At 70.8% G+C, this 16,431-nt stretch carries 13 protein-coding genes, 1 tRNA gene and 1 pseudogene; 6 read left to right on the top strand and 9 right to left on the bottom strand.

Annotated features, from left to right (window positions below; all coding sequences use genetic code 11):
* Positions 1-158: 158 nt before the first annotated feature.
* Positions 159-902: a GPP34 family phosphoprotein gene (locus ACIQUT_RS28345; RefSeq protein WP_403566800.1), complete on the bottom strand. Its 744-nt coding sequence runs from the start codon at positions 900-902 to the stop codon at positions 159-161.
* Between the two features lie 236 nt (positions 903-1,138).
* On the opposite strand from ACIQUT_RS28345, the gene ACIQUT_RS28340 reads away from it, so the two are divergent.
* From ACIQUT_RS28340 to ACIQUT_RS28320, 5 genes are all read left to right on the top strand, one after another.
* Complete coding sequence (locus ACIQUT_RS28340; protein ID WP_403566798.1) at positions 1,139-3,955, top strand: hypothetical protein; 2,817 nt, start codon at positions 1,139-1,141, stop codon at positions 3,953-3,955.
* Between the two features lie 141 nt (positions 3,956-4,096).
* Positions 4,097-6,079, top strand: coding sequence for an MFS transporter (locus ACIQUT_RS28335; RefSeq protein WP_403566796.1), 1,983 nt, complete (start codon positions 4,097-4,099; stop codon positions 6,077-6,079).
* A 136-nt stretch (positions 6,080-6,215) separates the two neighbouring features.
* A complete protein-coding gene (locus tag ACIQUT_RS28330) occupies positions 6,216-6,407 on the top strand; it encodes a hypothetical protein (RefSeq protein WP_403566794.1) in 192 nt (63 codons plus the stop codon).
* A gap of 350 nt (positions 6,408-6,757) precedes the next feature.
* On the top strand, positions 6,758-7,504 hold the full coding sequence (locus tag ACIQUT_RS28325; RefSeq protein ID WP_403566792.1) for a hypothetical protein: 747 nt from the start codon (positions 6,758-6,760) through the stop codon (positions 7,502-7,504).
* 9 nt (positions 7,505-7,513) lie between these two features.
* Complete coding sequence (locus ACIQUT_RS28320; RefSeq protein WP_403566791.1) at positions 7,514-8,335, top strand: hypothetical protein; 822 nt, start codon at positions 7,514-7,516, stop codon at positions 8,333-8,335.
* A 95-nt stretch (positions 8,336-8,430) separates the two neighbouring features.
* Here the strand turns inward: ACIQUT_RS28320 and ACIQUT_RS28315 are convergent.
* The 5 genes from ACIQUT_RS28315 to ACIQUT_RS28295 all read right to left on the bottom strand — a co-directional run bounded on the left by ACIQUT_RS28315 (position 8,431) and on the right by ACIQUT_RS28295 (position 12,812).
* A tRNA-Arg gene (locus ACIQUT_RS28315) sits at positions 8,431-8,503 on the bottom strand.
* Positions 8,504-8,625: 122 nt separating this feature from the next.
* The gene (locus ACIQUT_RS28310; protein ID WP_403566789.1) at positions 8,626-10,176 is read right to left on the bottom strand and encodes a hypothetical protein; all 1,551 of its coding nucleotides are present in this window, start codon (positions 10,174-10,176) and stop codon (positions 8,626-8,628) included.
* Positions 10,166-11,104, bottom strand: a complete 939-nt coding sequence (locus tag ACIQUT_RS28305; RefSeq protein WP_403566787.1) for a hypothetical protein — start codon at positions 11,102-11,104, stop codon at positions 10,166-10,168. Before ACIQUT_RS28305 ends, ACIQUT_RS28310 begins: the two co-directional genes overlap by 11 nt.
* 364 nt (positions 11,105-11,468) lie before the next feature.
* A complete protein-coding gene (locus ACIQUT_RS28300) occupies positions 11,469-12,227 on the bottom strand; it encodes a hypothetical protein (protein WP_403566786.1) in 759 nt (252 codons plus the stop codon).
* Between the two features lie 186 nt (positions 12,228-12,413).
* Complete coding sequence (locus tag ACIQUT_RS28295) at positions 12,414-12,812, bottom strand: hypothetical protein (RefSeq protein ID WP_403566785.1); 399 nt, start codon at positions 12,810-12,812, stop codon at positions 12,414-12,416.
* A 551-nt stretch (positions 12,813-13,363) separates the two neighbouring features.
* Between ACIQUT_RS28295 and ACIQUT_RS28290 the strand changes: the two genes are divergently transcribed.
* Positions 13,364-13,687, top strand: coding sequence for a helix-turn-helix domain-containing protein (locus tag ACIQUT_RS28290; RefSeq protein WP_403566783.1), 324 nt, complete (start codon positions 13,364-13,366; stop codon positions 13,685-13,687).
* Between the two features lie 637 nt (positions 13,688-14,324).
* On the opposite strand, the gene ACIQUT_RS28285 is transcribed toward ACIQUT_RS28290, so the two are convergent.
* The 3 genes and pseudogenes from ACIQUT_RS28285 to ACIQUT_RS28275 all read right to left on the bottom strand — a co-directional run bounded on the left by ACIQUT_RS28285 (position 14,325) and on the right by ACIQUT_RS28275 (position 16,426).
* The gene (locus tag ACIQUT_RS28285) at positions 14,325-14,642 is read right to left on the bottom strand and encodes a ricin-type beta-trefoil lectin domain protein (protein ID WP_403566967.1); all 318 of its coding nucleotides are present in this window, start codon (positions 14,640-14,642) and stop codon (positions 14,325-14,327) included.
* Between the two features lie 22 nt (positions 14,643-14,664).
* A pseudogene (locus ACIQUT_RS28280) lies at positions 14,665-14,883 on the bottom strand (IS110 family transposase); the annotation flags it as partial.
* 463 nt (positions 14,884-15,346) lie between these two features.
* Entirely contained in the window at positions 15,347-16,426 is a 1,080-nt protein-coding gene (locus tag ACIQUT_RS28275; protein ID WP_403566782.1) for a LacI family DNA-binding transcriptional regulator, read from the bottom strand.
* Positions 16,427-16,431 lie beyond the last annotated feature (5 nt).

Below are 16,431 nucleotides of genomic sequence, written 5' to 3'. Positions count from 1 at the left end.
TCGTCACCCCGCGTTGTGGATGCGTTGCGGTGGAGCTGTGGGACCTGTGGTGGATCTGCGGATCTTCTGCGCGCGCATGGTGCCGGTGGTGGCGGCGGTGCTGGTGGTGCCGTCGGCGCTGGTGGTGCCGTCGTGCCGGTGGTGGAGCGGTGCGGCTTTCAGTGCGCGGCGGCGCGTGCCATCGCTCCCGTGCGGCGTGCCTGCAGCGGAACGCCGTTCGCCGTGGCCCGGGCCGCCGGCGGCGGCGTCGCCGAAGCGCGGTCCCGGCGCGGCTGTGCGGCCACGCCGTTCTGGACGTCCATGACGGCGTGCGCCACGAGACCGCCCATGGGGTCGTGCCGGATCAGGTCCCGCAGCCGGGACCTCGACGACCGCCCCTCGTTGCCGGGGTACAGGTGCTTGCCGAGACCGACCGCGTGGGCCAGCGCGGCGAGCGCCGCGGTCCGCGGGTCCGGCGGAACGCCGGTGCGGATCGCACTGTCGAGCCGGGCACGGATCTCCCGGCTGATGGCGGTGTCCGTCGCCTGGTAGCGAGTCGTCGGCAGCACACCGCACATCTGGCCCGCGACGGCATGGACCATGCCGCAGCGCTCCAGGTGAGCGAGGTACACCTGGCGGAGCCCCAGCCGGGGTCCGCCGATCCAGTGGACGGCCCGAACCGGGCTGCCGCGCCTGCGCAGCAGTTCCAGTGCGGAGTCCAGAGTCGGATCTCCTGTCGGCCGTGGCATCACCACGGCGATACGATCCCCGTCAGGGGCTATCCGTCCTGCCAGAGCCAGCTCCACTAGCTGTGCCCCGGCCAGGCCGAGGTCGAGCGACTGCGGCTGCGCCGTGGTACCCGTGGTCGGGTCCAAAGCGAGCAGCAGAAGCTCCTCCGGAATTGTTCTGCGGCTCCTGCCCATCCATGCCTCCCCGCGTGGATGAGTGACAGGGTGACGCCTCTCACATTCATCTGTCGAGAGTGCCTGGTCGCTTTGTGGGGGAACCAGCGCTATGTCGTTCTCGTCTAGCACCTGGGCGATGCCCCCGACGCGGGACACTGTTAGACATTCGGACGGCCGGGCACGCGGCGGCGATCGAGGAGGAACTGGTGGCGGGCGAGTCCCCCGACAAGTCGGTTGATGAAGGAACGCCGGGGGTGGCGAGGTCCTCCGCGGAACGTGACCCGAGGCTGTCGGTGTTCCGTCCGCGGGAACCCGAATCCGGCAAGGGGGACGCCGAAGCCGCGGGCGACGGTTCCACCACTCGCGCCGGGGATTCCGGCAGCGGCGTACGGGACGCGGGGCCGCGGGATTCCGAGGACCGGGCCGCGGACTCTGCTGCGGACTCTTCTGCGGAGGCGGAGGCCGACGCGTCCGTCGACAACGAGCGCACGGCGGTGTTCCGCGCGCCCAAGGCGGACGCGGACGGGGACTCGGACTCGGACGCGGATTCTGCTTCCGCTTCCGCGCGGGGCGAGGGCGAGAGCAAGGGCGCGGGCGACGGCGAGGGCGCCGCTGACGACGCCGAGGGTGACGACGCGTCTTCGGCTGCCGCTGCGGCTCCCGCCAAGGCGGACGACGGGGACGCCGAGCAGGCGTCGGAGTCCCGTTCCGGCTCTGCCTCGGGCTCCGGCAAGGACGCCGGTCGGGTGCCGGAGTCCCGCTCCGACTCGGATGCGGGCAAGGGCCAGGCCAAGGGCGCCGACGCCGACGCGGACGCGGAGGCTGATTCCGCTTCGGGCCGGACCGCTGCCGGCGAGGCGTCGGCCGAGCCGGAGGCGGAGAAGTTCGACAGCGAACTCACCGTCGAGCGCACCGCCGTCATCCGTGCCGTGAAGCCGGACGCCAAGGCCGACACCGCCAAGGCCGACACCGCCAAGGCCGACACCGCCAAGGCGGATTCCGACAAGGCGGATGCCGCCAAGTCGGACCCCCGTAAGACCGATGCCGCCAAGGCGCCGGCTCGGACTGGCGACCGTGCGCCGTCGTGGGCCAAGACCGGTGCCGGTGCCGCCGCCTCCGCCAAGCCGTCGACGGACGAAGCGGACAAGCCGGGTGCGGCGGACGACAATGAGCGCACCACCGTCTTCCGTGCCGTGAAGCCGGGCTCCGGCTCGGGTTCCGCCCCGGGCGCTGGTTCCGGTTCCGGTTCCGGTTCGGCTCCGGCCAAGTCCGGTGACGCAGGGGCGGCGAAGCCGTCCGCCGCGGGTGACTCCGACAGCGAGCGCACCGCCGTGTTCCGTGCGCCCAAGCTCGGCGCCGGTTCCGGCCCGGCGGCTCCCGCCAAGCCGTCGGCCGAGGACTCGGACAGCGAGCGCACCACCGTCTTCCGTGCCGTGAAGCCGCCGACCGCCGACAAGCCGACCGCCGACAAGCCGGCCGCCGACAAGCCTGCGGCCGACAGGCCGACCGCCTCCCGGCCCGCGCCGCCGAAGCCGGCCGGCGCGGGGAAGCCGAGCACGTTCGTGCCGCTGCGCACGGACGAAGGGCCCACGCGCGGTGGTTCCGGTTCCGCGTCGGCGCCGAAGCCCGCCGGGGCCGGTGCCGCGCCCGCCGCGCCGGCTCAGGCCCGTACCGCCACCCCGCCCCGTACCGCCACCCCGCCCCGGCCCCCGGGTTCGGCCGCGGGCGCCGCCTCGACCGCCGTTCCGGAGCGGACCGAGCGGACCACGCAGCAGCCGCTGCCGCCGCGGCCGCCGCTCGACCTGCTCGCGGAGCTCACGAACAACCCGCCTCCGCCGCCGAGCCCGATGCGGACGGCCGTCCGGCGGCTGAAGATCTACACGCCGATCGCCATCCTGCTCCTGGTCGTCCTGGCCGTCGTGCAGCTGGTGCGCCCGCTGCCCGAGCCGAAGCTCACGATGACCGCGAAGAGCACCTTCACCTTCGACGGTGCCGCCCCGGCCATGCCCTGGCCCAAGGAGGGCCAGGCGTACATGGCGGCGTCCGGCCTCGGCACCCTCGGCAGCTTCGGCGAGCAGAAGCCCGTTCCCATCGGCAGCGTCGCCAAGACGATGACGGCCTACGTGATCCTGAAGAACCACCCGATGAAGAAGGGTGAGAAGGGTCAGATGATCGACATTGACAAGGCCGCGGTGGAGGACGGCAAGAAGGAGTCCGAAGGCGAGTCGACCGTCAACACGCTGAAGGAGGGCGACAAGATCTCGCAGTACGACGCCCTCGCCGCGCTCATGATCCCGTCGGCGAACAACGTCGCGCGGCTGCTCGCCCGCTGGGACGCCGGCGGCGACCAGGAGGCGTTCGTCAAGAAGATGAACGACGCCGCCAAGGAACTCGGCATGACCAACACGACGTACACGGACCCCTCGGGTCTGGAGGCGAGCACGGTCAGCACCGCCGAGGACCAGGTCAAGCTGGGCCTGAAGGTGGTCGAGATGCCGGAGCTCATCGCCATCACCAAGCTGAACGGCTACACGGACCAGTACGGCAAGTGGTGGCGCAACTGGAACGACCTCATCGCACCGGGCAACGGCGCGATCGGCATCAAGACCGGCTCCACCACCAAGGCGGGCGGCAACCTGCTCTTCGCCGCCGAGAAGAAGGTCGGCAACACCAACCAGCTGATCGTCGGCGCGGTTCTCGCCCAGTACGGCGTGCCGATCCTCGGCACCGCCATCAACCACAGCAAGAACCTCATGGTGGCCACGCAGAAGTCGCTGACCAGCGCCGCCGTGGTGAAGAAGGGCGACGTCGTCGGGTACGTGGACGACGGGCTCGGCGGCCGGACCCCGGTCGTGGCCACGGCGGACGTGCAGGCGGTCGGCTGGCCGTCGCTCACCGTCAAGATCAAGATGGGCAGCGGTGACAGCAAGCTCCCGCAGACCGCGACGGCGGGCACCGAGGTCGGCATGCTGACCGTCGGCGAGGGGGCCAGCCAGGTGAAGGTGCCGGTGGCGCTGAAGAGCGACCTGGCCGCGCCGGGCATCGGCAGCAAGCTGACCCGTATCGGCTGATCACCGCCGACTCCGGTGAACCCAGAACCGGCGCCCCGGGCAACCCCGGGGCGCCGGTGCGCGTCTAGGAGCCGGAACCGGAACCGCGACGGGACGGAATGAAACGAATGGACGGCACCGAGCGGGGAGCAGGGCAGACCAGTGACCACCGCTGAGCAGCAGGGCCGGAGCGGACCGGACGGACTGGAGGCCATCGGCGTGCCCGAAGGCCCCGAAGCCCCTGTCGTCGCGTCCACCGGGTCCGTCGCGCCCGTCGGGTCCGTCGCTCCCGTCTCGTCCGCCGCTCCCGTTGCCCTCGTCGGGCCCGGCGGTCCGCTCGACTGGGCCCGGCGGCATCCGGTGGCCGTCGCCACCGTCCTCGCCGCCGTCCTGCACGTCGTCTGGTTCTACTGCTTCGCCAACAGCGGCGGCGACCTCGCCGCCCAGGACGCCTGGGCCGAGTTCGTCGGCCGCCATCCGGACTCGGCGTACAACCTCGCCTGGTTCGGGGGCATGCACCCCGTCTCGTACAGCGTGGTCTCGCCGTATGTGATGTACATGCTCGGTGTCCGGACCACGATGATGATCGCCGGCACGGTCTCGGCCGGCCTGTTCGCGCTGATCCTGACCCGCTGCCGCGGCGCCGTGCGCGAGCCGCTGTGGCCGGCCCTCGCCGGGGTGTACGGGCTGTTCTGCAACGCCCTCTCCGGCCGGGTCACCTTCGGGCTCGGCGCGATGTTCGCGCTCGGCGCCGTCGCCGCCGTGTTCTGCTGGCCGCGCAAGTGGGCCCGGCGGCGCTGGGCCAAGGCCGCGGTGGCGGTCCCGCTCGCCGGGCTCGCGACCGCCGCCAGCCCCGTCGCGGGCCTGTTCCTCGGGGTGGTCGCGGCCGCGCTGTTCCTGGGCGGGCGGCGGCCGGGGGCGTACGCCCTGGGGCTGGCCCCGGTGGCGGTGGTGGGGCTGTCGGCCTGGCTGTTCCCGTTCTCCGGGACGCAGCCGATGAAGCTGGGCTCGGCCGTGCCGCCGTTCCTCAGCGCGCTGGCGATCCTGCTCCTCGTGCCGAAGCGGTGGAAGACGGTGCGGCTGGCCTCGGCGGTCTACCTCCTCGGCGTGTTCCTGACCTGGGTGATCGACTCGCAGGTCGGGTCGAACGTCACCCGGATGGTCATGCTGTTCGGCGGGGGCGTGCTGCTGGCGGCGGTGCCGTACTCGGCGCGGCGCTCGCGGCACTGGTACGCGGTGGTGGCCGCGTTCACCGGGGTCACGATGTGGATCACCAGCAACAGCATCACCGACATCGTCCGCACCACCCCGGTGGCCGCCTGGAACCGGGAGCTGGCCCCGCTGGTCGACCAGCTGCGCAAGGCGGGCGCCGACCGGGGCCGGGTCGAGGTGGTGCCGGCCAGCAGCCACCGCGAATCCTCGGCCTTCCCGGCGTACGTGAACCTCGCGCGCGGCTGGAACCGGCAGGCCGACCTGGAGCGGAACCCGCTCTTCTACGACGACACCCTCACCGCCGAGAGCTACCGCGCCTGGCTGGAGCGCTGGGCCGTGCACTACGTGGTGCTGCCCGCCGACAAACCCGACTCGGGCGGCGAGGCGGAGGCGAAGCTGCTGCGCCAGGGGCTGCCGTACCTGCGGCTGGTGTGGGGCGACCCGAACTGGCAGCTGTTCGAGGTCGACCGGCCGACCGACCTGGTGTCGGGGCCGGCCACGGTGGTCCGGGCCGGGGCCGACCAGCTGGTCGTGGACGTGAAGGCGCCCGGCCGGGTGCTGGTGCGGATCCCGTACTCGCCGTGGCTGGGGCTGGTGGACTCCGCGGGCAAGGCGGTGCCGCCGCCGCAGGAGACGCCCGCGTCGCGGGCGCGGGGCACCGGGAGCGGGCGTACGGGCGCGGGCGCGGGAGCCCTGCCGAGGGAGTACGCGAACACCGCCGGGTGCCTGTCCGAGGCGTCCCCGTCCCCGGACGCGGACGGGGACGTGTGGACGGAGCTGCTGGCCCCGGCGCCGGGGGAATACCGGGTGGCGGCGAAATACCAGCTGCCGCGGGGGACGCCCTGCCCGGAGGAGCTCCTGCAGACGGTGCCGGAGCGGGAGCCGGTGCCGGAGCCGGATCCGGTGCAGCGGCCGGTCCCGCCGCGCCCGTGACCGGGGGCGCGGGCCGGGGCGGGCCGGGGCGGGCCGGATGACGCTCGCCCCGGATGCATCTCGCGGCATATGTGCATACGATCCCAATAATCTGTAGTAGACCGATTGGACGCTTCCCGAGGGAGTTGACGACGGGATGACCAACGAGCGCCAGAAGCGGATTCTCGAGACGCCGGAGCCGGGCCGGGCGCCGCATTCGACGGGGCACGGGTTCGAAGGGCCGGTGCGGAGCAAGGTGAAGGGCGGTCTGCACACGAAGGCCAGCCTCAAGCGGGCCGGCACTCCCCAGGGTGACCGCATCGGTGAACGCAGCAAAGGCCTGAGCTGACCCGTCGAGATCTGTCGCGATCCGCCGCGATCCGCCGCGACCAGCCCTCCCGGCCCAGGGCCGGGAGGGCTTTCGCATGCCCGAACACGGTCCGGGCGGCGGTCCGGGCGGCCCGCGCACATTCGGTGAACGGGCGATTGCGGATGGTGGCCCGTGCCGCCCGGGCCGCCGGCGTCCGGCGGTTTGTCGTGAGTAAGTCACAACTGCCGTGCCGGGCACTGCGGATGCGGCGCGTGTTGATAGAAGAAGGCGTACATGCAAGCGGATTGATGGCCCGAACTGTTCGGCCGTGCGGGGGACTGAGGATGGCGTGGCGGTCTGCGGTTGAGCGCGACCAGGCGGCGTCCGCCATGCTGCAGCGCCTTCGGGCGGTGGATTGGATCGGAGACTGGGACGACGCCTTCGCGCGGGTCATGTCGCGCCGACTGCTGATGCGCGAATACCTGCGGCGGGCGGGCCTGTGGGCGCAGGCCTGCTCGGCCGAGGGCGCGTGGCCCTTCTTCGACGCGATCGCATACGCGGACCCCGAGTTCAGGCTCTCTCCGGAGAATGCCGCAGAGCTCCAGGAGCACCTGGCCGGAATGACCGGAAGCCATGCCGTCAAGCGCATCTGTGCCGGTGCGGTCCGGCTGGCGGAGTACCGGGCCCGGCATCCCGATGCCTTCGCGGACCTGCCCGACCTCTACGAGCCGTTGATCCTCTTCTGCGAGCGGGGCGGCGAGTTCCTGGAGGACAACGTCGGCTTCATCGACCTGACCGGTGTGCAGATGCGGCCCGGAACCCTGCGGGGTCACGTCGGCGCCCTGGCGCCGCGCTCCCTCGACCGTGCGGTGCTCGATGCCGTGGACGCGGCCGGACGCATCACCTACTACGCCTGCTGCGCCGCGGCCGACGACCGCCAGGGTCCCCTGCTGCGCAGGCGCGTGCTCCGCGCCGAGACGCACGACGAGGCGTTCGGCCGGGAAAGCCTGCGCTGGGAGCCGGCGGCCCCGCTGCCGGCGTCGCCGGACCAAGCCGCGGAGAGCGGGCTCGTCCGGCTGGACGAGATGGAGGCGGCCGACCTGATCGCGGCAACTCTGGCCGCAGCGGGCCGGTAGGCCGACAGCGTGCGAGCCGACGTGGGAGCGGAAGCGACAGGCCACGGGCCGCGTGCCGTGCTGGAGCGGCTGCGCGCCATCGACTGGAAGGACGAGACGGGCGGGGCGGGTGAGGCGGGCGGGGCGGCAGCCTGGGAGCACGCGGCGTCGCGCGCCCTCCTCATGCGCGAGTACCTGCGCCGTTCCGCCCTGTGGGCCCAGGCCTGCGGGGCCGAGGCGGCGTGGCCGTTCTTCGACGTCGCCGAGCACCTCGACGCGGGGGCGGCCCGGACGCCGCCCGACGTCGCGGCGGAACTGGAGGACCTCCTGAACGGGCTCGCCCCGGCCTCGCTGCGGACCACGTGCCGCGCCGCCGTGCGCTGGGCGGCCGTACGGGACGCCGGGCAGGAGCCGGCCGGCGGCCTGCCGGACCCGTACGAGCCGCTGCTGCTGATGTACGAGCGCGGCGGCGGGTACTACCTGGAGGAGTACGTCGACCTCAACGGGACGATGATCCCGCTGGGAGACGTGGCGGGCAACGCCGCCGCGGCGCCGTTCCTGACGCTCGCACCCGCCACCCTCGACGCGATGGACGCCGAGGGGGAGACCGCCTACTACGCCGAGGCCGGCGACGGGCACAGCCGGGAGAACCCGGGCGGCATCCTGCGGCGGCGCACCGACGAGGACCGCACGTACGACGAGGCCTTCACCCGCAACCTGCGGTGGGAGCCCACCGCGCAGCTGAGGCCTTCCGGCCACGAGCACGGTGGCACCGACTGCGTCCGCATCGCCGACATCGAGGCCGCAGCCTTCATCGAGGCCGCGACGAAGCACCTCGGCGGCTCCCGATAGGCCCGTCCGGCCCGCCGCCCGACTCGCGGGAGCAGGCTCCGGCACGAGGAGTACGCGAACGGCCCCGGACGGGAAGTCCGGGGCCGTCTCGGCAGTGCCCCCGGCAGGATTCGAACCTGCGACACCCGCTTTAGGAGAGCGGTGCTCTATCCCCTGAGCTACGAAGGCGGGGCCTTGCGTACAACGTGGCTGAATACTCTGTGTGAGATTCTGCCCGCGTTCGGCAAGGTCCTGGGCCGCCACGAGGGCAGCCCAGGACAGCGTAGCGGATCAGGGTGGGGCGTTGCGCCTCAGTTCTTGGTGGAGCGGGTGCTGCTTTCTGCGGTTTCGGCGTCCGCGTCGGTGTAGGCGGGGTCTTCCTGGTAGCGGGCTGCGCTGGTGGCGTTCTGGGCGAGGAGGAAGCCGAGGATGACCAGGCTCTGCGCATCGGCGCCGAAGGCGATCATGCGGCGGTTCCAGAGAGAGCGGTCGAGCTGGGAGAAGCCGGCTTCGGTGTCTTCGCGGCCGCCGTAGAGGGTCTGGTGTGTGGCGGTGGCGTCGGGGATCTGGAGGAGGTGCTCGGCGCGGTGGAAGCCGGTCTCGGTATCGCTCTGTCCGTCGTCGCGTTCGCCGGGGGTGGTGGTGATGCCGACGGGCTCGCGGTGTTCGTGGGCGCCGCGTACGCACGGGACGGCGAGGAGGTGGTACCAGCGGTGGGTGTTGGGGCTGGTGCGGCGTTCGAGCTTTCGGATGGGTAGGGGCAGGAGAGCGGTGGTGCCGGTGTCGAGGAAGACGCGTTCGTGGGCGCGTCCTTTCTTGGACCACAGTTCGTGGCGGCAGTGCCCGTAGTCGAGGGTGCGCAGGTAGCGGGGCTTGGCTCCCTTGTGCTGCTTGTTGATGAGGAGCTTGCCGCGGCGGGCGATGACGTCACGGTGCATGCCGCGGAAGGCTCCGTCGTAGAGGACGCCCATGCATCCTTCTGCGGCGTCGAGGATGGCGCAGGCGAGTTTGAGGGCGACTGCGGCTTCGCCGCCCTCCTGGTCGTGCGGGACGTGGCTGTAGCGGAGGAAGACGCGCCGGAAGTAGCCGCGGTGTCGGGTGGAGAACACGACGAACTTGCTGCCCAGCACTATCTTTTCGGCGTCCTTGGTGGTTGCCGGTCCCTTGGCGTCAGCCATGGCGGCTGTGTCGTCTTCGTCTCCCTCGTCCCTGTTCCCGCCGCCTTCCTTCTGCCAGGAGGAGGCCGGGTCGACGCGGTGGCGGCGGCGTACTCCGTCCTCATCGACGCTGAAGGGGACAGTGGAGAGGGTGGGGGACTTGGCGACCGTGCCGTCGCCGGCGATGAGCTGGTGGCGGCCCGGATTGCTCCAGGAGCGGCGTGCTTCGGGAGGGAGGAGCCCTTGACGCAGGGCTTGCGCCAGGGCGAGCTCGGCGAACGTCTCGCCGAGTTCTTCCAGTTGGGGGATCAGGAGGGTGCTCTGGGCGTGCTGCCACTGGTGGCGAGTGGGGCCGGTCTCGGGCAGGGAGCGGGCTTCGTCCTTGCCGAGGTGGTGGGCGATGCCTTTGCGGATCTCGTCCCAGACGTCCTGGTCGCGCAGCTCTGCGGCGCAGTAGCGGGCAGAGCCGTGGATGCCGCGCAGGGCGAGGAAGAGGAGGTAGACGTAGGGCGGGTAGGCGGCGGGGCGGCCCACACGACGGCCTCCGGCGCTGTCGAGGGCGCTGGTGAGCCGGTAGATGTCCTCGAACCAGGCGATGTCCTTGACCCGGCGGGATACGGTGCGGATGTCGGATTCCAGGGCCCGGCGTGCGGCCTTCTTGCGGATGGTGCGCGGGACGGGGTCGCCGAAGAGGTCATCGGGCATTGCGGCGCTCCTTCCTTTCCGTGGTCGAGGTCTGCCAGTGGTGCCCGATGAGGGCGGCGGTGCTGTCCAGAGATCCCATGCCGAGGTGGCGGGCGGCGGCTTCGATGCGCCCGGTACGGGTGAAGGTCTCCCAGCCTGCGTACGCGGTGACGGAGGCGGGTCGCACGCTCCGGTCGGCAGCGAGCCCGATCCGCTTGAGGAGGTCCCTCAGCGCGACGCACACCCTCGCCTGCACCTGCTCGTCAGAGCCGGCCCGGGCAGAGACCGCGAGCGGGGTCCGCACGGCTGTGGCGGGCGCGTTCTGGATGTACTCGGCGCGGGTGCCCAGTACGCGCAGGCTCCAGGTGTCCAAGGGACACCAGCGCGGCGTGGTCTTGGTCGAGCCGTGCATCCACACGCGGTGGCCGGTGAGATCGAGGTCGGAGGTGCGGATATGGCCGATCTCGCCACTGAACCCGCCGGCCAGGGCGAGAGCGGCCGCGGCGGCGTGGCGGGTGGGGCGCTCGACGTAGTCAGCCGCCCGGCGCAGGGCGATGACCTCGTCGTCGTTCAGGGGGCGGGTGGATCCCTTGACCCTTGGGGGCAGAGCGATGCCCCAGGTCGGATCCGCGTCGACGAGCTGGAGCTCACGGGCGGTGGTGAAGCACATCCGCAGGACGCTGCGCCGTAGATAGCGGGTGGCGGACGCGGCCGGCGCGATGTGTCCGTGCCGGGTTCGGCCGTGGGCGTCGATGAACGAGGCCGCCATGGCCTCACCGATCGCGTCGAAGTCCAGGACGCCTCGGGCAGTGGTGAAGCGCTCGAACCGCTGGAGCAGTTGACTGAACCGGTGGAAGGTCTGCTCCGACATCTCGCCGAGAGAGACCAGGTGCTGCCAGGCGTCCCGAACGCGGGCGAGGCCGTCGTGGAGCGATACCTCACCGGCCATGGATCGCAGTCGGTGAGGCCGGGAGGCATGCAAGAGGGATGACGGGCACAGGGCGACCTCCACACGATTGGTGCGAACATGCACCACCGTGTGGAAGGCCGGACGGGTCCGCAACGGGAGGGAGGCGCACGGGTGACTGCTTCGACCGTGCGGCTGAGGAGCTGATGTGCGGTCAGGCGGCTGGCCAGGCTGGCGTGGTGCGCATGCGTACTGGTTCCTTTCGTGGGCGAGATGTCATGCTGGTCGGTAAGGGGTGGATGGCGAGGGGATCGAACCCTCCGCGTAGGGGTCCAGAGTCCAGACGCGGACACCAGCCGCCACCCTGGCGGCGCCGGACCGGCCTGGTGCCGGTCCGGCGCTCCGTTCAGGCGGCGGGGGCGAGGGCGCCGCGCAGGGTCTGCAGAACGCCTTCGAGGAAGGCGACGTAGCGGGCGTCGGGCAGCTCCTGGATCTCGCGCAGGGTCAGGCCGAGCAGGAACGCGGGGTCGGGTTCCTCCTCCGTCTCGGGTTCCGCCTGCGATGGAGGGGGCGTGCTGGTGCGGGGGATCTGGCCGGGAAGGTGGATGTAGAGGCGGTCGTCGCGCTCCACGGCGAGGCCGACCACCAGCCACTCGACGAGGTAGATGCCGCGCATGGCCAGACCGCGCAGGCCGGTGCGCAGGAGCCGGGCCAGTTCCTCCTGAGGCAGCGGCCCGCCTGCAAGGTGCCTGGCGACGGCTGCGCCGGACCAGTGGGCCTGCATGAGCGGGCGCAAAAGCAGCCGGGCCCGGGCGGAGTCCCGCAACCAGGCTTCGGCGAATGCCCGTCCCTGTTCGGTGAGCGCATACCGGCCGCGGCCCGGCTCGGCGAGCCCGACCTCGGCCAGGAAGCCCATGCACTCGCTGACCGTGTCCTTGCTCTTGCCGGTGCGAGCCGCCACCGCTGCCCGCCCGACCTCCCTGCCGTCCGCGCCCAGCTCGGCGAGTGCGATGAGCAGCTGGATCTGCTGGGCGGGACTCGTCCGGCCGCTCGGCAGGGTGCGCCGTGGCGGCGTTCGGTAGTCGTCGCCGGCTTTGCCGGCATGTGGTTTCCCGCCAGGAGGGGTCCAGCTCGTACTGGAATCGGCATGGGAAAAAATAGACATGGTGAGCCCTATCCCGGCCGCTCAGGGCCGAATTTACGCAGGGCTCTCGCTTCCTCGGTTATTCGCGCCTAGAATGGCGGCGATGCGTGAGCCCAGAAGAACGCGCGTCCACGTGCCGCCGATAGGTTCCGACGCCTCGGCGGCACTCGCGCATGTATGGCCTTATTCGAATCCGCGCGCATTCCTCTACGCATCACCTTCCCGGGCAACGGTCGGGAGCGCGTATGTGGCATGGCCGACGCGGACCAGGACCCCTGCTTTCACCAGCTTGGTGAGCTCGGGCCCCAGGCCAGTGATCTTGATGTCCGGCCGTGCACGGCCCAGATACCCGACGATCTCGGTCCGTGTGATCCGAGGGTGGGCGCGCGCGAGAGTGAGAAGCTCCTCCCTGAGCGTCCTGACCTCGCCCTCCGAGGCCAGCGCGCCGGATGCGCCTGTCTGCCCCCGCTGATCGCTGCTGTGCGGCAGGAGGCTCTCGGCAGCAAGGGCCACCCGCCGCGAGACCTCGGCGCGCGTACTGACCGACTCGAAGGCCGACCGGGCTGCCGCCACCTCCTGCTCCGCCCGCGCCAGACGCTCCTTCACGTCAGCGAGGCGGGATTCGTCATCGGCGGCCAGGCGCCTCAGCTGGTCAAGGACCCCTTGTGCCCGACGTGTACGCATGAAGCACCTCCCCAAAATTCCCTCACCCAGCCAGAATTTCCGTCGAGCGTATCGACTGCCCCATCTCTGCGGTAGGCAATCTGTGTAATTCCCTCACGTGAGGCCACGGTCGGCCGTGCGGGAATTAATCGAACGCGGCCTCGAAGTTGTGGCCTGGGCTTCGCTAGATTGCGATGTTTCATAAAAGCGCCCCCCATTCTGGCCTGCGAATTCTTCTCAAGCCCTCAGCTACCCAGAGTCAGTGCGGCAAGCCCACGCAAGGCGGGGGCGCACGGGAGCGAAAAGGGGGGCGGCACTCGTTCGTGCCCCTGCGTCTCGGGCCGAGACGTCAATCGCTTGCCCCTGCGCGTTGCTCGGCGTGGAGCGTCGGGACGTGGGAACCTGTAACTGCTTGCTGCATGTATGCACCGATCGCTGATCGGGATCGCAGGGTGGAGAGGAGGGCGTCGATGGGTGCATGGGATGATCCCGGCATGCCCCGGAGCAGTAACGACAAGGTGCCGTACGCGTATGTCGCCGACGGCACCTGGCCATACGCCGCTCTCTCCGCCGACGCCCCGGTCAGCGCCCACTACGCGCAGGCCCTGGCCCGCAACCTCGAACGCGCTCTGAATTCCAGCGGGCAGAGCCTGCGGACCCTGGCCGAAGCCACCGGCGTCAACCACACCACGATCGGCCGGGTCCTGGGCGGCAAGGTGCTGCCCGACGTCGGAACGCTGGCACGTCTGGAGGTTGCGCTGGGATTCCAGATCTGGCCCGGCCTCGCCGCTCTGCCCGCTGTGCGCTCCGCCGAGTGACCGTCGTCCGATAGGCAGACCCCCGCTTGGCCCGCCGGGCGTGCGAGGCGCCGCGCGGTGACTTTAGGCTCACGATTATGTGCATGTATGCACCGACCGTGCCGCGTGACGTGTTCCTGGTGTGCTTTGATCCGCTCCATCGCGTGGCGCTGGTCAGGCCCGAGCCTCGCAATGTCCACGGAACCTGGACTCTGCCGGGGATGCGAAGGTGTCAGGCTGAGTCGTATGCGAGGGTGGCCCGGCGCCTCGCGGCCGCGCTCGCGCCGCCAGGTTCGATCCGATGGGGCTCTCTGACCGGCAGAGTTGAAGCGGATCCGTTCGCCAGGGCCGCATGCCGGCGCCGAAGGGCGACTCGGGTCTTCACCGCGCATCTGGGCTCGGCCTCCGCCATGTATCCCGGAGCGGGAGGGGAGAGGGTGTGCTGGGTTGAGTACGCCCAAGTCGCCAGATCCGTAGGGGATTTAGGTATCCCAGACCTGGATGTCTTCCTCGACGGGTACGTGAGCGGCTGGATCCCGGACGGCTGGATCACACTGTGCTGACAGTGGTCCAGAAGCAGCAAGCGGTGAGGGGGGCGCGCAAGGGCCCACCTCCCCGGGGTTGCCGGAGGAGGCGAGCCGGTGGAGAAGGGGCTGGGTCAGGCGGTGGCGCCCAGGGGTGAGGCGAGGCCGGCGGCGGGCCAGCACTGGGCGTTGGAGCCGTTGCACTGCCACAGCTGGAGCTGGATGCCGTTGTCCGTGCGGCCCTGGGGCAGGTCCATGCAACGGTTGTTCATCGGGTTGTAGAGGCTGCCGTCGGCCTGCGGCAGCCACTGCTGGGGGCCGGTGCCGCCGCAGGTCCACAGCTGGACCAGGGTGCCGTTGTTGGCGGCGTCCACGCACTTGCCAAGGATGCGGATCTCGCCGTTCTCGCGAATCTCGAACCTCTGGGGGTCGCCGCCGTTGCAGTCCCAGATCTGGATGCGGTTTCCGTCGGCTGTGCCTCCGCTGTTGTCGAGCGCGTGCGGTTGTCCCCCATCTCAGACAGGACCGGGCGGCGAGCCGAATGCCCAGCCCGGGGAAGCTCAGCAGGATCTCGGCGTCCGGATGCTCAGGGAAAGGCTCCTCCACTGCCTTGGCAAGGTTGTCGGAGGCGATGCAGGTGGCCTCCAGCTGAACAAGGAGGGCGAGCATTTGCTTGCCGAGTGCTTCGTAGACACCGGGAGCGGACCGGACGCCCTTGAATGGTGGAGTACGGCGCGGAACTGTCCGGCGCGCAGGTCGTCGACGAAGGCGGTGACGGCTAGGCGGAAGCGGCGGCGCTGCTCGGAGCTGAGGCGGTGGTGGTCGGCTGCTGAGGGCTGTTGTGGTGTGCGGTGGCTGTGGCGCAGCATTCGCACGACCTCACCTCGGTGGTGATCGCCTAGGGCTGAGTGCCTCCGATCCCGGGCGGGTCGGGGATCTGCACGCTCAGCGGGCCGCGGCCCGGGGAGGGCCTCGGCCTTGAAATCGGCCGTGCACTGTCACCGCGGCTGCGGCTCCTTCCTTGGGAATGCTCTCTATCACGGACATCCCTCCCCCGGCGTGAGGCCAGGTTTCGGATGCCCGACAAACCGAAGCAATTCCTGGCTTCGGCGCGCCAACCGGACCGACAGCGCCCGGTCCGGCGTGCAGGCGACCCTCATCTTGCGGGGCAGGTGGACTTCCGTATCACCAGGTCCGTGCGCACCTGCTTCAACGGCTCCACGGTTTCCTCGCGCAACATCGCTGCCATGGTGTCGACCCCTAGATTGCCCAGCTCCTCGCCGTGCAGATCGACCGTCGTCAAGCCAGGGAGCAATAAGCCCGCGATGTTTGCGTTGTCGATGCCCACGACGGATACGTCATCGGGCACCCGCATGCCGAGCGCTGCGGCGGCGCGGTAGACGGCGGTGGCGGCAACGTCGTCGTCACACACCACCGCGCGGGGCGGTGTGCGATCGCTCAGCAGTTTGAGTGCCGCTTCCAGTGCCGGGTCGAGCGTCTCTTCGAGAGGTATGGAGAGCTCGGTGACCCGCAGATCCCGGGTGGCGACCTCGAAACCAGCCTGCCGGGACCGGAAACTGTACGAGGCCCGCTGGTAGCGCAGGTGGCCGATCGAGTGGTGCCCGAGGTCCACCAGGTGCCCGACGGCCGTGCGCATTCCACCCGCGACGTCGAGATCGACGACCGGTCGGTTCTGCCCGGACAGAGCCGGGTCGGAGTCGATGAGGACGGTGGGCACGAAGGGCGGCAGTTCGTCGATCTGCCGGTCGTTCGGCGAGCAGATCACCAAGCCGTCGAACTGGTTCGCAGAGAGCACACGTGTCAGTGTCCGGCTGTTCCAACTGGAACTTGCCACGACCGTCAGGCCATGGGCCTCGGCTGCGTCATGGGCGCCAGCCAGCACCTGGGCGAACAAGGGCCCGCGGATGTTGGGAACGGCCAGAAGTACTAACCCCGTACGCCCCATGCGGAGTTGCCGGGCTGCTGCCTGAGGTCGGTAGCCGAGCCGCTCACCGGCGTCCCGCACCCGTTTCTCCGTCGCCGCGGAGATGCGTTTGCTGCCCTTGCCCGAGAACACCAGGGACACGCTGGCTTGGGAGACCCCCGCAAGGCGCGCGACGTCGTGAGAGGTGGGCCGTCGGGGTGTTGATGCGCTGCCCGCACCGGACGGTGTGACTGCCCCGGAGTCCGGGTGGTCTCTGTCGGACGCGCCCTCGCGACGGGAACCGGAGACCATGGACC

This window comes from Streptomyces sp. NPDC090445 (genome assembly GCF_044769385.1).
GTDB lineage: Bacteria > Actinomycetota > Actinomycetes > Streptomycetales > Streptomycetaceae > Streptomyces.
This window is presented reverse-complemented; position numbering and strand designations above follow the sequence as displayed.

Bases quoted from the DNA above. Each gene is read 5' to 3' on its own strand.
- ACIQUT_RS28345 (WP_403566800.1), bottom strand. From the start codon at position 902: ATGGGCAGGAGCCGCAGAACAATTCCGGAGGAGCTTCTGCTGCTCGCT.
- ACIQUT_RS28290 (WP_403566783.1), top strand. From the start codon at position 13,364: ATGCCCCGGAGCAGTAACGACAAGGTGCCGTACGCGTATGTCGCCGAC.
- ACIQUT_RS28275 (WP_403566782.1), bottom strand. From the start codon at position 16,426: ATGGTCTCCGGTTCCCGTCGCGAGGGCGCGTCCGACAGAGACCACCCG.
- ACIQUT_RS28330 (WP_403566794.1), top strand. From the start codon at position 6,216: ATGACCAACGAGCGCCAGAAGCGGATTCTCGAGACGCCGGAGCCGGGC.
- ACIQUT_RS28325 (WP_403566792.1), top strand. From the start codon at position 6,758: ATGCTGCAGCGCCTTCGGGCGGTGGATTGGATCGGAGACTGGGACGAC.
- ACIQUT_RS28310 (WP_403566789.1), bottom strand. From the start codon at position 10,176: ATGCCCGATGACCTCTTCGGCGACCCCGTCCCGCGCACCATCCGCAAG.
- ACIQUT_RS28300 (WP_403566786.1), bottom strand. From the start codon at position 12,227: ATGTCTATTTTTTCCCATGCCGATTCCAGTACGAGCTGGACCCCTCCT.
- ACIQUT_RS28305 (WP_403566787.1), bottom strand. From the start codon at position 11,104: ATGGCCGGTGAGGTATCGCTCCACGACGGCCTCGCCCGCGTTCGGGAC.